Raw genomic sequence first — 14,168 nt, 5'->3', positions numbered from 1 at the left:
CGAGTAGGGGCCTTAAATCAATCTTTAACCGTTCACAATCTCTCCACCATTAATATGGATCACTTGTCCGCTTACATAAGAAGAGTCTTCAGAAGCAAGATACACGTACGCTGGCGCTACTTCTGCAGGCTGACCCGGACGTTTCATGGGCTGAGTACCACCGAATTCGGATACCTTCTCTTCATCGAAGGTTGATGGTATAAGCGGTGTCCAGATTGGACCCGGTGCAACTGCATTCACTCGAATTCCCTTCTCTATGACATTCATCGATAGCGACCGTGTAAAGCTAACAATGGCACCTTTGGTCGCTGAATAATCAATGAGTGTAGCATTACCTTTGTAAGCAGTAATGGATGCCGTATTGATAATGGTACTTCCACTCTTAAGATGTGGCATAGCTGCCTTCGTCATGTAAAACATACTAAAAATATTCGTACGGAACGTCCGCTCCAACTGTTCTGTCGTAATATCCTCTATTCTTCCCTGCGGATGTTGTTCTGCCGCATTATTCACCAGAATATCAACCGCTCCGAACTGATCCATGGTTTGCTTAACAGACGCCTTACAGACCTCTTCATCTCCGATATCTCCAGCGATTAACAGGCATTTGCGGCCTTCTTGCTCCACTTGGGTTTTAGTCTCCAACGCATCGTCATGTTCATTCAGATAGAGTACAGCAACGTCCGCTCCTTCCTTAGCAAAAGCTACACTTATGGCTCGTCCAATCCCACTATCTCCACCTGTAATTATCGCTGTTTTCCCTTGCAATTTCCCTGCTGCCTTGTAATTTGAAGATTCGAAGACAGGTAAAGGGTTCATCGTACTTTCCACACCTGGTTGTTGATTCTGGTGCTGAGGTGGTAAGGTTTTCTTAGGTTGTTGCCCTGACATGATCATTCCCCCTTCTAAAACTATCTTTAGTAGGATGACAATAATCCGTCTTAACTATTCGTTGTCGATCTAGAACCCATAAAGTCTCTTTTTTTCACAAAAAAAAGAATACCCCGTTATAAACAACAGGATATTCTCTCATTCAGTTGTATTAAATGACTGTGTTAAATACCATGAAATATACCATCACAAGTAGACATACTGCGAGGATTGCACTCATCACTCGTAATTTTCCTGCTTCAGCAGAAATATCTCTCTTTTCCTTGATCTTAACAACTGCTGCCTTCAATGGTTTGCTCATCATGCCACTTACTGCAAATAGAGCAACGATTAGGATACAAGTAACAGCCATCCAAGCTGGAGAATAATCACCTTGCGACATCATATATCCACCCGTAATGAACTGAATTAGCAATCCAACCTGGGCAAAAATATTAAAACTACGAATCGCTACAGCTGTACCTTCTTGAGCTGGCAACGACAACGTTGACATTTTACTCACGATAAACGGTAATAACAGATAGAACCCTACAGATAAAGCTCCTAAAATATGTACAAAAGACATAACGTTCCACATAAATAATATCCCCCTAAAATCTGTTTTCTGTGATAATTATCACATTAAGTATAACGTACCTATGAATGAAAAGAAAGAAGCCTCTTGCCTTTAACAGATAAAGGGGCTTCTTCTTTCATAACTTTGACACTTTTATCGTGTCTTATACCTAACACAAATCATTTATATTAGATTGTTATTACTGAAATCACATTTCGAACAGAATCAGCAGACTTTTCCAAGGCAGTCTTCTCATCAGCAGTCAATTCTAGTTCAAATATTTTCTCAATTCCATCCCCACCAAGAATCGTAGGCACGCCCATAAATAATCCGTCGTATCCATACTCTCCTTCAAGCAGAGCAATAACCGGAATAATACGTTTCTTATCTTTCAAAATAGCTTCTGTCATCTGTACTAAGGACGCCGCAGGTGCATAATAAGCACTACCATTACCTAGTAGGTTTACAATTTCACCGCCTCCAACGCGTGTACGTTGAACAATTGCTTCAATACGTTCTGCACTGATTAGTGTATCAATAGGAATGCCTCCAACGCTTGAATAACGAACTAGAGGTACCATGTCATCGCCATGTCCACCTAGTACAAATCCACGAACGTCTTCAACAGATACATTCAACTCTTGGGCAATGAACGTACAATAGCGCGCCGTATCCAGAACACCCGATTGACCAATCACACGATTCTTAGGAAATCCAAGAGCATTATAGGCTACATAAGTCATTGCATCCACAGGATTACTTAGAATGATTACGATAGAGTTCGGAGCATATCTCTTAATGTTCTCACAAACAGACTTCACAATTCCAGCATTTGTATTCACAAGATCATCACGACTCATACCAGGTTTGCGAGCAATACCAGCCGTAATAATAACAACATCAGAATCAGCAGCATCTTCATAGTTAGACGTACCGATAATTTGGCTATCAAATCCTTGAACAGGACTCGCTTCCATCATATCAAGTGCCTTACCTTTGGTTGGGTTCTCTAGCTGTGGAATATCAATTAATACAACATCGCCAAGTTCCTTTTGCGCTAACATTAATGCAGTTGTTGCTCCAGTAAATCCAGCTCCAACTACGGATATTTTATTTCTCTTTAAGCCCATAATCGGATGATCTCCTTATGACTACATGTTTTTGATAACTTGATCAGCGAACTCTGAACATTTAACTTCTGTAGCTCCATCCATTTGACGAGCGAAATCATAAGTAACAATCTTATCGTTAATGGATGTCTCCATACCTTTATAAATAAGATCTGCTGCTTCCTTCCAACCCAAATGCTCAAGCAACATAACACCGGATAATACAACTGAACCTGGGTTAACAACGTCTTTATCTGCATATTTAGGAGCTGTACCATGTGTTGCTTCAAAAATAGCGTGTCCAGTAAGATAATTGATGTTAGCTCCTGGAGCAATACCAATGCCACCAATTTGTGCTGCAAGAGCATCAGATAGATAATCACCGTTTAGGTTAAGTGTAGCAATAACGTCAAAGTCAGTCGGACGTGTTAGAACTTGTTGTAAAGCGATGTCAGCAATAGCATCTTTAACAAGGATCTTCCCTGCAGCTAACGCTTCATTTTGTGCAGCATTTGCTGCTTCTTCGCCATCTTTTTCCTTAATGATGTCGTATTGTGCCCATGTGAATACTTTATCCCCGAACTCCTGTTCAGCTACTTCATATCCCCAGTTCTTGAAGGCACCTTCTGTATATTTCATGATGTTACCTTTATGTACCAACGTTACACTCTTACGTCCATGCTCAATCGCATATTCAACTGCAGCACGTACTAGACGTTTAGAACCATCTTCAGATACAGGCTTGATACCAATCCCTGAAGTTTCTGGGAAACGGATATTCTTCACACCCATTTCATCCTGTAGGAAAGTGATCAATTTCTTCACTTCAGCAGAACCTTCTTTGTACTCAATACCCGCATAGATGTCTTCTGTATTCTCACGGAAGATAACCATATCCACTAGTTCTGGACGTTTTACTGGGGAAGGTACACCTTTGAAATAACGAACTGGACGCAAACATACGTACAAGTCTAATTCTTGGCGCAAAGCTACGTTCAAAGAACGAATTCCTCCACCGATCGGCGTAGTCAAAGGTCCTTTAATAGCTACGATATATTCACGGATAGCTTCTAATGTATCATTTGGAAGCCATTCTCCATATTCATTGAAAGCTTTCTCACCTGCAAATACTTCATACCAAGCAATTTTCTTAGAACCGCCATAAGCCTTATCTACTGCAGCATCAAGTACACGTTTGGAAGCTTTCCAGATATCGCGACCCGTTCCATCCCCTTCGATAAACGGAATGATTGGGAAATTCGGAACATTTAGTACCCCATCTTGAATCTCAATCTTGTCACCCTCGGTTGGAAGTGCGTACTTTTCTAATTTAAACATGTATTTGTATCCTCCTAAAATTTTTTATAAGCATAACTTCTTAGGTTAATTCTCCGTAAAAAATTCACATCGAAAGCATATGCTTAGTTTATTTGAAGCATTACTTCATGATTATTCTTCTCAAAAAAATAATTCGAAAGCATAATCTTATATTTATTATAGCGTTACTACGAAGTCAATTCATCTATCAATTCAAGTTTAGCGTAATTCAATAGAAATATATTTCTGATCATGTAACCCTATATATTCTGCACGTGGACGGATAATTCGATTCGATTCCCATTGTTCAAGCATATGTGCTGTCCATCCAGATACTCGACTAATCGCAAAGATCGGTGTAAACAACTCACGTTCTATTCCAAGTTGGGTATAGACAGAAGCAGAATAGAAATCAACGTTAGGTTTTAGTCCTTTTTGTCCAGTTACCATCTCTTCAATCTTCACGGACATCTCATAGAGATCAGAATTGCCTTTCATCTCACTAAGTTCACGTGACATTTTTTGAAGATACTTAGCTCGTGGATCTCCATTCTTATATACTCGGTGTCCGAATCCCATGATGATTTCACGCTTATTCAATTTATCTTGAATATAGCTCTCAACTTGATCTAGACCACCAATTTCTTCAAGCATCTTCATCACAGCTTCATTAGCTCCACCGTGCAAAGGTCCCTTTAACGCCCCGATAGCAGAAGTAACGCCAGAATAAATGTCAGAGAGCGTTGCAACGGTTACACGACCTGCAAACGTGGAAGCATTAAATTCATGATCAGCATGAAGAACAAGTGCTTGATCCAATGCTTTAATGGAAGTTTCATCTGGTTGTTCGCCTCTTAACATAAAGAGAAAGTTCTCAGCAATAGTCAGTCCTTTTTGAGGCTGAACTGGTTCTTTTCCTTGGCGAATACGGGAGAGCGCAGCTACGATCGTAGGCAATTGAGCCTGAAGTTTTACAGCTTTCTTCTCGTTAGCTGTACGACTCATATCATCTGCTTCTTCATCATATAAAGCAAGAGCAGAAATAGCAGTACGAAGTGCAGCCATTGTATTTGTATCTTTAGGAAACAACTTCATCTGTTCTATCAATGTCTGAGGGATTGGTGCAAAAGTATCCAAATCTCGCTTCAGGTCATTTAATTCTTGAGCATTAGGTAACTTACCGAACCACAATAAATAAGCGACTTCTTCAAAGCTAGCATGTAACGCTAAGTCATTAATATCATATCCGCGATATGTAAGCACACCATCCACAATTGAACTTATGGATGAAGTTGCAGCTACGATACCTTCCAATCCTTTGGTTGCTGTCATCGTACATCTCTCCTTTTGTGAAAACGTATTTTTAAGAGTGCTACCAGCATCAATGAAAACATTTACATTCTTAGATACTAAAAACATAACATCGAGAGTAAACCTTATAACATCATACTGGATTTTGTCTGATATGTGAACATTTACATGCTAACCTATCGCATTAAATTGTTTTATCAGCTTAATAAAGTTATTTTTTTGAAAGCCTTTTCATTCTCTATCTCTTATATACAGTCATATTTCCATTCTTCATTTTTTTCTGTAGCCATCTCAGAATAAAAAGACGATAGAATGGCCGTGTCAACGGAAATATCATTGTGAATCCTACGACATCTGTCACAAAACCAGGTAATACTAAAAAAAGTCCCCCGATAAAAATACTTAACCCATCAACTAAGGTTCTCCCAGGAATTTGTCTCATCTGCATTTGTGCACGAGCATCTTCCAATACCTTTCGTCCTTCAAATCGCATCATTACGAAACCTAAGACTGAAGTAAATAAAGTAAGGAGAAATGTGTTCATCCCACCGAATCTTCCGATAACAAAATCAAATACGTATATCTCTATCATTGCAATAACTACGACTAATCCTAGAATCCACTTCTTCATACAAAAAAACCTCCCTTAGCACCATATCTATACTTATAAATCATAGTATACTCAAATGCAATTATCCAGTTTAGTCGAATGAGAGCTTACAAATATGGATTATAAAGCAAAAAAAGTAACGACCTATTCATTTCTTAGGTCGTTACTTTGTATATATTACATGAAGCCTTAGCTTATGATTTAAACCAATTAACCTTTATTAATTACGCTCACTTTAATAAGGTTCGTAGAACCTGAACGTCCCAAAGGTACACCTGCAGTAATTACAACAAGATCGCCTTCAGCAACAAGTCCGGAATCAATTCCGCCTTGAAGTGCATAATCAAACATTTCATCCGTAGTTGACGCTAGTTTGCCTTTTACAGGTGTTACTCCCCATGTAAGAGTTAAACGACGCATCGTACGATCTTCAGTTGTTACAGCGACAATAGGAGCTTCTGGACGGTATTTGGAAACGACACGAGCCGTGTGACCTGTCTCAGTTGAAGAAATGATTGCTTTCGCATTCAAATCCAATGCAGAAATAGCAACCGCTTGGCTGATCGCTTCAGTAATCGTTGTTTCTTGAATTGTGCTTTGTTTCAAGAATAGTTCACGATAATTCAGAGCAGATTCTGCTTTTTCAGCGATACGTGACATCGTAAGTACAGACTCAACTGGATATTTCCCAGCAGCTGTTTCACCAGATAACATAATCGCATCAGTTCCGTCAAAAATAGCATTCGCTACATCACTTGCTTCAGCGCGAGTTGGACGAGGATTACGTTGCATAGAATCCAACATTTGCGTAGCTGTGATTACAGGTTTACCTGCCCAGTTAGCTTTTTCAATCATCATTTTTTGTACCAATGGTACGTCTTCTGCCGGGATTTCTGTTCCTAGATCTCCACGTGCAACCATCAATCCGTCAGATACTGCAAGAATTTCGTCAAGATTATCAACGCCTTCTTGATTCTCAATTTTGGAGATGATGTTGATATGACCAGCATTATGGCGCTCTAACAATTCACGAATTTCAAGTACATCACTCGCTTTACGAACGAATGAAGCGGCAATAAAATCAATGTCTTGTCCAATTCCGAAAATAATATCGTTAGCGTCTTTCTCTGTGATACCTGGAAGAGAAATACGAACTCCTGGTACGTTAACGCCTTTTTTACTCTTAATTGTACCCCCATTAACAATAAGGCACTTAATTTCTGTTCCTTGAACTTCCACAACCGTCAAACCGATCAAACCATCATCGATTAGAATAGTGGAACCCACTTCAACATCATTTGGAAGGTTGTCATACGTAATAGAGATACGATCTTTGTCTCCCAAGATTTCTTCTGTAGTCAGTGTAATATACTCATCTTGTACAAGTTCAATCGGCTCAACAGCAAGCTTACCTGTACGAATTTCTGGACCTTTAGTATCTAATAGGATGGCAACAGTCTTGCCTAATTCCTGACATGCTTGGCGAATGATGTTAATTCGATTACCATGTTCATCAAAATCACCATGGGAAAAGTTCAAACGTGCTACGTTCATACCAGCCAATATTAATTTTTTTGTATTCTCTAAGGATTCACTTGCCGGACCGATCGTACAAACAATTTTAGTTTTGCGCATTATGTTTTCCTCCGTTTTATAAAGATCTCTCTAGTACATATCTTTTCAACAACTAAATCTACTACATGAGGAAGGATTTGTATAGGACCTTTATCACTTTAATTATTATCCAATTTCTGGGCTTGTCTGTCCATCAGTAGCTAAAGACCGTTCAAATGTAAATTTACCTATCTTCCTAAATTTCAAATAACGATCTTCTTTTAATTCATTTGTATTCATCGCAGAGAGTTCTTTCAATTGTCGGCAAAGACTATCTTTAATATAACCTGCCGTTAACTCATAATCTCTTTGTGCTCCGCCTTGAGGCTCGGGAATAATCTCTTCGATGACTTCTAATTCCAGTAGATCTTGGGCAGTAATCTTCATAGCTTCTGCAGCTTGACCAGCACGAGATGCATCTTTCCACAGAATAGAAGCGGCACCATTAGGGGAAATTGCGGAATAAATGGCGTGTTCTAACATCAGTACGCGATTGCCTACAGCCATAGCAAGTGCTCCGCCACTTCCTCCCTCACCAATAATGACACATACAACAGGTACACCAAGAGCGGACATATCCCGTAAATTACGTGCAATCGCTTCAGATTGACCTCTTTCTTCAGCCGTATTGCCGGGATAAGCCCCCTTCGTATCTACAAAAGTGATGATTGGACGATTAAATTTTTCAGCTTGTTTCATAAGTCTGAGCGCTTTCCTAAAGCCCTCTGGATGTGCACTTCCAAAGAAACGAGCAATGTTATCTTTGGTATCCTTACCACGTTGCTGTCCGATAACAGTCACGGGCACACCGTTTAGGGTAGCAATCCCCCCCACAACAGCGAGATCATCACCGAACAAACGGTCACCATGTAATTCAATAAAATCATTAAAGATCAGTTGAATTAAATCTAATGATGTGGGCCGTTGTTGATGTCTTGCAAGATGCATTTTTTGAGGGGCAGATATATTGGCGTATATTTCTTCTTCCAATTTATTATATCTTTCTTCAAGTCTAGAAATTTCATCCGTGAAATCAATGCCTTTTTCCTGACCAAACACCTTCAATTCATCGATCTTTTTACGCATCTCTACAAGAGGTAATTCAAAAGGCAATTCTCCAGCCATTTAAAATTCCCCCTTTACCGTATGAAGTTCTATGAGCTTAGCAAGCATTCCACGCATTTCTTTGCGGTGTGTCACTAGGTCCAATTGTCCATGTGCCATATTATATTCAGCCGTTTGAAAATCATCTGGTAATTTCTGACGAATCGTCTGTTCGATAACAATTCGCCCAGCAAAACCAAATACGGCACCTGGTTCCGCAATATTAATATCTCCAAGCGTGGCGAAACTTGCTGAAACACCACCAAATGTTGGATCAGTAATAACAGAGATATAAAGCCCTCCCTGTTCGTTAAACCGAGCTAGTGCCGCGCTTGTCTTGGCCATCTGCATAAGGCTAAGAATACTCTCCTGCATTCTTGCACCACCTGAGGTAGAGAAAATAATAAGTGGCAATTTCCGTTCCGTAGCGGTCTCAATCGCTCTTGTTATTTTCTCCCCAACGACAGATCCCATACTTCCGCTGAAGAAATTAAAACTCATGACGGCTACTACAACCGGATTTCCACAAAGGGTGCCTTGTCCAGTTATAACCGCTTCTCGCAAACCTGATTTCATTGCTTGCTCTTCTAGCTTGATAGCATAACCAGGAAATTGCAGCGGATCTATAGATATCATGTCACTGTCGAACTCTTCAAATCCTTCTTCATCCAAAGTCATTTGGATTCGTTCATTAGCATTCAGACGTATATGATATCCACAAGATGTACAAACCTTCAGGTTCTTCTCTAGTTCCTTACTGTACTGAATTGTGCCACACTTGGCACATTTACTCATTAGTCCTTCGGGAACTTCCCGTCTCGGGCGATCGCCTTCTGGATTGCTGTCCCGTCCCATACGATCTGAAGGAATGGTCGCGTATTTTCTTTTCTTCTGAAATAAGTCTTTAAACACACCTACACCTCTTCAGCCGTTAATTTGTTGGACGATCTATCCACAAACTTTTATTATACACCATCAACCAATTATATTAAAAGTTAAGGATGTAAAATAGTATTGAGTACTTCCTGAACTTCTTCTAGTTCCCCAGAAGGAACCTGTATTTCAAACTGTTGCTTGGACAAATTCACAGGACGGCTTCGAACCAAAAAACCTTCTTCTGTTAATTTGGTCTGAATCATTTCCGCAACCTTGGCGGTAGGTGCGATATATATAACCGTCCACACTTTCGAAAAAGCCCCCTACTCTCAAGATCTGAGCTCATATAATGAACCCATGATACCATAACTATCTTTTTAATCGCAACAATAGTATTGGATTTAAATGGTTATGAAGGTTCTATATCCAATGGAATGGAATAGTTCTTAGCCCCCTCGTACCGGTGGGCGATTCTTGCTGAGGCAGCAGCAGCTAAACCAGCAACTAAGTCATCTAGAAATACATGAATAGCACTTCTTTTATTATTCAACGTCGCAATAATACCCTTTTTTTCCTTGTCTAGGTATCCAAAACTCGTTAATCCAATCATGCCATATACACTGGTTATTCCAAGTGCCATTGTCTCATCTACACCATAGAGAGGTTCATCAGCTTCCATAATGGATTGCAAAGGCTGCGGGAGTAATTTCTGTTCCGCTAACTCATCAAGAGCAATACCTGTATACAATGCATATTGGACTTCTCTCTTATTCAACACAGCTGTAACGCTATCCACGCATTCTTCCATTTTTAATTGAGGATGGTAGGGTAATTGCAATTCATAGACAATTTCTGCAATATCATTAATACAAACCCCTCGACGCTCAAGTATCGAATTCACGATTTCAAATGACATCATTATTCCTCCCACATACCTATTACCTAACCGAAGCAATCACATTTCGCCTTGTTTGCTAAGGTTGAATTCTTAGGTGTTCCTAAGTGTATGCAGGAGGTATTCGAAAAGTTCGTCATTTACAATTAAATACAATATAATTCATAGATTTAGGAACGTACACAGTTTATTTAATACGTACTGTTCCAGAACCCAACATTTGTTCCATTTCTTCAAACAGCTCAGGTGAGGGCTTAATTCGGTAATGGTCGCTTAATGCTAGCAATTTCTGACTTTGCTCATAAAAAAGTACGATGGCTACCGATCCCGGATGTTTGAGGAGCAATTCCTTTAATCGGATTAATAACTGAGCATTCTCTGCATGCGTACTAATCTTTACGAACACTCGCTGTTCATTCACACGCTTCAAGCCGTCTTTCTCAACCGAAATATCCTTGCGAACTTCTGATGAAATGTCTGATTGTGAAGCACCCGATTGGTGCACGAGTTCTTGCTTCGCTACGCTTGACGTTGTTCCAAGCGTACGCGGCTGCGACGAACTTCGTACTCTTGGTTTCTCACTACCTGTTCGAGCATTATTCTTACGCTTAACCAACTGTTCCAACCCTGTATCATCTAACAGCACAACTTCCTCTGCGAGTAGCTTAAATCCTTCATCTTGTTGTTGTACTTTCGCCCTCAAGGCAAGTAATGCCCCTTTCTCAATAAAGGAAGAGCTACGTTTCCATACCTCAGGGAATAAGACGACTTCACAGCGCTCTATTTGATCCTCACACTCCATGAATGCCATAGCCTTCCCTTGCTTTGTCATAATTGTTTTAATTGAAACAACCATACCTACAACAACGGAGAGCGTGTCATCTGGTAGTTCACCGAGATCCATTAACCGATCAACGCCTGCCGTCTGATCTAGGAGATCCTCATAATCGTCAAGTGGATGCCCCGATAGATACAATCCGAGTAATTCTCGTTCTAATTCTAATTGCTGACCTATGGTATAGGGTGATATGACTGGATAAGCAATGTCCCAATTCGCACTTTCTACGAAATCAAACATTTGAATTTGTAAATCATCACGATCCTTACGCCACTTTAATGCAGCTTCAACCGTCTCATCTAACATCGCTAGCAACTGAGCTCGATGCCCAGGTAGCGAATCGAAGGCACCCGCTTGAATAAGTGATTCAATAACTCTTTTGTTACATACCCTAAGGTCGATACGTCTGCAGAAATCAAGAAGACTCTCAAACGGCTTGTCTTGCCTAATCATCATCATATTCTCTACAGCTTGGGTACCTACATTCTTCACCGCACCTAATCCGAATCGAATATGGCCAGAACTTGCTTGCCCTTCAGCATTCTCCTCCTGATCAAATGTCGGTACAGGCGTAAACAGCACACCGCTTTCATTCACATCAGGCGATAATACACCTATATCCATCCGACGGCACTCTAGCACGTACTCTGCTACTTTCCGATGATTACCCATGACGGCTGTCAACATGGACGCCATAAATTGCACAGGATAATGTGCTTTTAGATATGCGGTTTGGAACGCAAGTACACCGTATGCTGTTGCATGCGCTCGTGGGAACCCATAATCTGCGAATCGTACGATCATATCATAGACCTTATTAGCTTCTTCTTCTGTATATCCTTGATTGGAACTTCCTTCCACAAAATGACTTCTTTCGCGGTCCAATACTTCTCGTTTTTTCTTAGAAACTGCACGGCGTAACAAGTCCGACTCACCTAATGAAAATCCAGCCATTGTAGATGCGATCTTCATAATCTGTTCTTGATATACAATAATACCGTACGTATCTTTCAGGATGGGTTCCAAATCTTCATGGGGATATTCCACTTGTAACAACCCATGCTTCGCTTGAATGAATTTAGGGATGAACTCCATCGGACCCGGACGATAAAGGGCAAGAACAGAGATAATATCTTCGAACACTGAGGGCTTCAAATCCTTCAATACACGTCTGACACCCGCTGATTCCATTTGGAACACACCTGTTGTATCTCCATGCCCAAGCATTTCGTAAGTCTGTGCATCATGATCTGGAATTTGATCGAAATCAGGTGTTTCCCCTGTCATTTCCCCTATCCATTTCATTGTACGCTCTATGATAGAGAGCGTTCTAAGTCCAAGAAAGTCCATCTTTAACAAGCCGATACTTTCCAGATGTTCCATTGAATACTGGGTGAGCGCCGTCTTTTCACTACCCTCCTGCAAAGGTACAACATCTGTTAAAGAATCGCGAGAAATGACGACACCCGCAGCATGCGTAGACGAATGTCGTGGCATTCCCTCAACTTTCATTGCCCTATCCAACATTTCTCGTACCTTACCGCCAGCATCATACAATTTCTTCAGTTCTTCGCTTACTTCCATAGCTCGATCTATATGAATCCCTAATTGGTTAGGAATAAGTTTAGCAACCTTATCAACATCACCAAAGGGAACATTTAGCGCCCTTCCTACATCCCTAACGGCAGCTCGAGCAGCCATCGTTCCAAAAGTAATGATCTGCGCAACATGCTCACTCCCATACTTATCTACCACATATTCAATGACCTCATCACGGCGTTCATCACTGAAGTCAATATCTATATCTGGCATGGTTATCCGTTCAGGATTTAAGAATCGCTCAAAGAGCAAATGATACTTCATAGGGTCCACATTCGTAATCTGTAACACGTACGCCACAATACTTCCAGCAGATGATCCACGCCCAGGTCCTACTGCAATTCCTTGTCTGTGAGAGTAAGCAATAAAGTCCCACACGATAAGGAAATAATCAGCAAATCCCATGCTCCCAATTACCCCGAGCTCGTAGGAAAGCCGTTCTTCTAGCTCCCGTCTAGCTTCCGCCTCATGCCACCTGTCTGTCCTCTCATACCTCGTTATGAGACCTTTTGAACATAATTCATGTAAATATTGCTCAGAAGTCACCCCATCAGGAAGAGGACTGTACTGAGGCAGAATAGAACGATCGAATTCAAGCTCTAGCTGACACTTATCAGCGATGACTGATGTATTGAGCATGGCTTCCTGAACATGAGGAAATAAGCGAGCCATTTCCTCCCCACTTTTGAAATACAACTGGTCTGTTGGGATACGTAGCCGTTGCTCATCATCCACCGTCTTTCCTGTTCCGATACAGATAAGCACATCTTGTACTTCGGCATCTTCACGCTGAAGATAATGAACATCATTTGTCGCTACTAAAGGAATGCCTGTTTCTTCACTGAGCTGAATCAGCTGGGGATTAACCCTTTTCTGTTCAGATATCCCATGATCTTGTAGCTCCAAATAGAAATCATCACCAAATATATCTTGATATCGTAGAGCAGCCTTTCGAGCCTCTTCATATCGACCATGTAATAAATGTTGTGGAACCTCGCCACCTAAACATGCACTTAGGCAAATAATACCTTCGTTATGCGTTCGAAGTGATTCTAAATCTATTCTTGGTTTATAGTGAAAGCCTTCCAAATGTCCAATGGAGCACAGTTTCATCAGATTTCGGTAGCCTACTTCGTTCTTAGCTAGCAGAATTAAATGATAGATCGGCTGATCCTTTCGGCTGCCTCTCTCCTTACGCGACCCTGAAGTGAAATAAGCTTCACAGCCAATAATGGGCTTAATACCTTTACTTTTACATGCCTTATAGAACGGAACTGCACCGTACATAACCCCATGGTCTGTTAAAGCCAACGACTTCATTCCTAAATCTGCAGCCTGTTGCACGAGATCCGTTATACGTGCGGCTCCGTCCAGGAGGCTAAATTCACTATGAACATGTAGATGTACAAATGAAGCCATGTCCGCCCTCCCTTTCACCGCAAGTTCTT

12 protein-coding genes are annotated in these 14,168 nt (G+C 40.8%); all 12 read right to left on the bottom strand.

Annotated features, from left to right (window positions below; translation table 11 throughout):
* Positions 1-24: 24 nt before the first annotated feature.
* The 12 genes from BW961_RS11515 to BW961_RS11460 all read right to left on the bottom strand — a co-directional run bounded on the left by BW961_RS11515 (position 25) and on the right by BW961_RS11460 (position 14,139).
* Positions 25-891 carry an SDR family oxidoreductase gene (locus BW961_RS11515; RefSeq protein WP_068587009.1) on the bottom strand — a complete coding sequence of 289 codons (867 nt, stop codon included), beginning with the start codon at positions 889-891 and terminating at the stop codon, positions 25-27.
* Positions 892-1,042: 151 nt separating this feature from the next.
* Positions 1,043-1,468: a hypothetical protein gene (locus BW961_RS11510; RefSeq protein WP_068587007.1), complete on the bottom strand. Its 426-nt coding sequence runs from the start codon at positions 1,466-1,468 to the stop codon at positions 1,043-1,045.
* A gap of 167 nt (positions 1,469-1,635) precedes the next feature.
* Complete coding sequence (mdh, locus tag BW961_RS11505) at positions 1,636-2,577, bottom strand: malate dehydrogenase (protein ID WP_068587005.1); 942 nt, start codon at positions 2,575-2,577, stop codon at positions 1,636-1,638.
* A 21-nt stretch (positions 2,578-2,598) separates the two neighbouring features.
* Positions 2,599-3,894 carry an NADP-dependent isocitrate dehydrogenase gene (icd, locus tag BW961_RS11500; RefSeq protein WP_068587003.1) on the bottom strand — a complete coding sequence of 432 codons (1,296 nt, stop codon included), beginning with the start codon at positions 3,892-3,894 and terminating at the stop codon, positions 2,599-2,601.
* Between the two features lie 198 nt (positions 3,895-4,092).
* Entirely contained in the window at positions 4,093-5,205 is a 1,113-nt protein-coding gene (locus BW961_RS11495) for a citrate/2-methylcitrate synthase (protein ID WP_068587001.1), read from the bottom strand.
* 217 nt (positions 5,206-5,422) lie between these two features.
* On the bottom strand, positions 5,423-5,815 hold the full coding sequence (locus BW961_RS11490) for an FxsA family protein (RefSeq protein ID WP_068586999.1): 393 nt from the start codon (positions 5,813-5,815) through the stop codon (positions 5,423-5,425).
* 189 nt (positions 5,816-6,004) lie between these two features.
* Complete coding sequence (pyk, locus tag BW961_RS11485) at positions 6,005-7,429, bottom strand: pyruvate kinase (protein ID WP_068586998.1); 1,425 nt, start codon at positions 7,427-7,429, stop codon at positions 6,005-6,007.
* A gap of 105 nt (positions 7,430-7,534) precedes the next feature.
* On the bottom strand, positions 7,535-8,533 hold the full coding sequence (locus BW961_RS11480; protein WP_068586997.1) for an acetyl-CoA carboxylase carboxyltransferase subunit alpha: 999 nt from the start codon (positions 8,531-8,533) through the stop codon (positions 7,535-7,537).
* Positions 8,534-9,424 carry an acetyl-CoA carboxylase, carboxyltransferase subunit beta gene (gene accD, locus BW961_RS11475; protein ID WP_068586996.1) on the bottom strand — a complete coding sequence of 297 codons (891 nt, stop codon included), beginning with the start codon at positions 9,422-9,424 and terminating at the stop codon, positions 8,534-8,536.
* A gap of 83 nt (positions 9,425-9,507) precedes the next feature.
* The gene (locus BW961_RS11470; protein WP_068586995.1) at positions 9,508-9,696 is read right to left on the bottom strand and encodes a glutamate decarboxylase; all 189 of its coding nucleotides are present in this window, start codon (positions 9,694-9,696) and stop codon (positions 9,508-9,510) included.
* Positions 9,697-9,797: 101 nt separating this feature from the next.
* Entirely contained in the window at positions 9,798-10,304 is a 507-nt protein-coding gene (locus tag BW961_RS11465; protein WP_068586994.1) for a phosphatidylglycerophosphatase A family protein, read from the bottom strand.
* Between the two features lie 166 nt (positions 10,305-10,470).
* Complete coding sequence (locus BW961_RS11460) at positions 10,471-14,139, bottom strand: DNA polymerase III subunit alpha (protein WP_068586993.1); 3,669 nt, start codon at positions 14,137-14,139, stop codon at positions 10,471-10,473.
* Positions 14,140-14,168: the final 29 nt, after the last annotated feature.

The organism is Paenibacillus macquariensis (assembly GCF_900156375.1).
Taxonomy (GTDB): Bacteria; Bacillota; Bacilli; order Paenibacillales; family Paenibacillaceae; genus Paenibacillus_AQ; species Paenibacillus_AQ macquariensis.
This window is presented reverse-complemented; position numbering and strand designations above follow the sequence as displayed.

Excerpts from the sequence above, each read along its gene's own strand:
- BW961_RS11490 (WP_068586999.1), bottom strand. The coding sequence starts at position 5,815 with ATGAAGAAGTGGATTCTAGGATTAGTCGTAGTTATTGCAATGATAGAG.
- BW961_RS11480 (WP_068586997.1), bottom strand. The coding sequence starts at position 8,533 with ATGGCTGGAGAATTGCCTTTTGAATTACCTCTTGTAGAGATGCGTAAA.
- mdh (WP_068587005.1), bottom strand. The coding sequence starts at position 2,577 with ATGGGCTTAAAGAGAAATAAAATATCCGTAGTTGGAGCTGGATTTACT.
- BW961_RS11495 (WP_068587001.1), bottom strand. The coding sequence starts at position 5,205 with ATGACAGCAACCAAAGGATTGGAAGGTATCGTAGCTGCAACTTCATCC.
- pyk (WP_068586998.1), bottom strand. The coding sequence starts at position 7,429 with ATGCGCAAAACTAAAATTGTTTGTACGATCGGTCCGGCAAGTGAATCC.
- BW961_RS11465 (WP_068586994.1), bottom strand. The coding sequence starts at position 10,304 with ATGTCATTTGAAATCGTGAATTCGATACTTGAGCGTCGAGGGGTTTGT.
- BW961_RS11515 (WP_068587009.1), bottom strand. The coding sequence starts at position 891 with ATGTCAGGGCAACAACCTAAGAAAACCTTACCACCTCAGCACCAGAAT.
- BW961_RS11510 (WP_068587007.1), bottom strand. The coding sequence starts at position 1,468 with ATGTGGAACGTTATGTCTTTTGTACATATTTTAGGAGCTTTATCTGTA.
- icd (WP_068587003.1), bottom strand. The coding sequence starts at position 3,894 with ATGTTTAAATTAGAAAAGTACGCACTTCCAACCGAGGGTGACAAGATT.
- BW961_RS11460 (WP_068586993.1), bottom strand. The coding sequence starts at position 14,139 with ATGGCTTCATTTGTACATCTACATGTTCATAGTGAATTTAGCCTCCTG.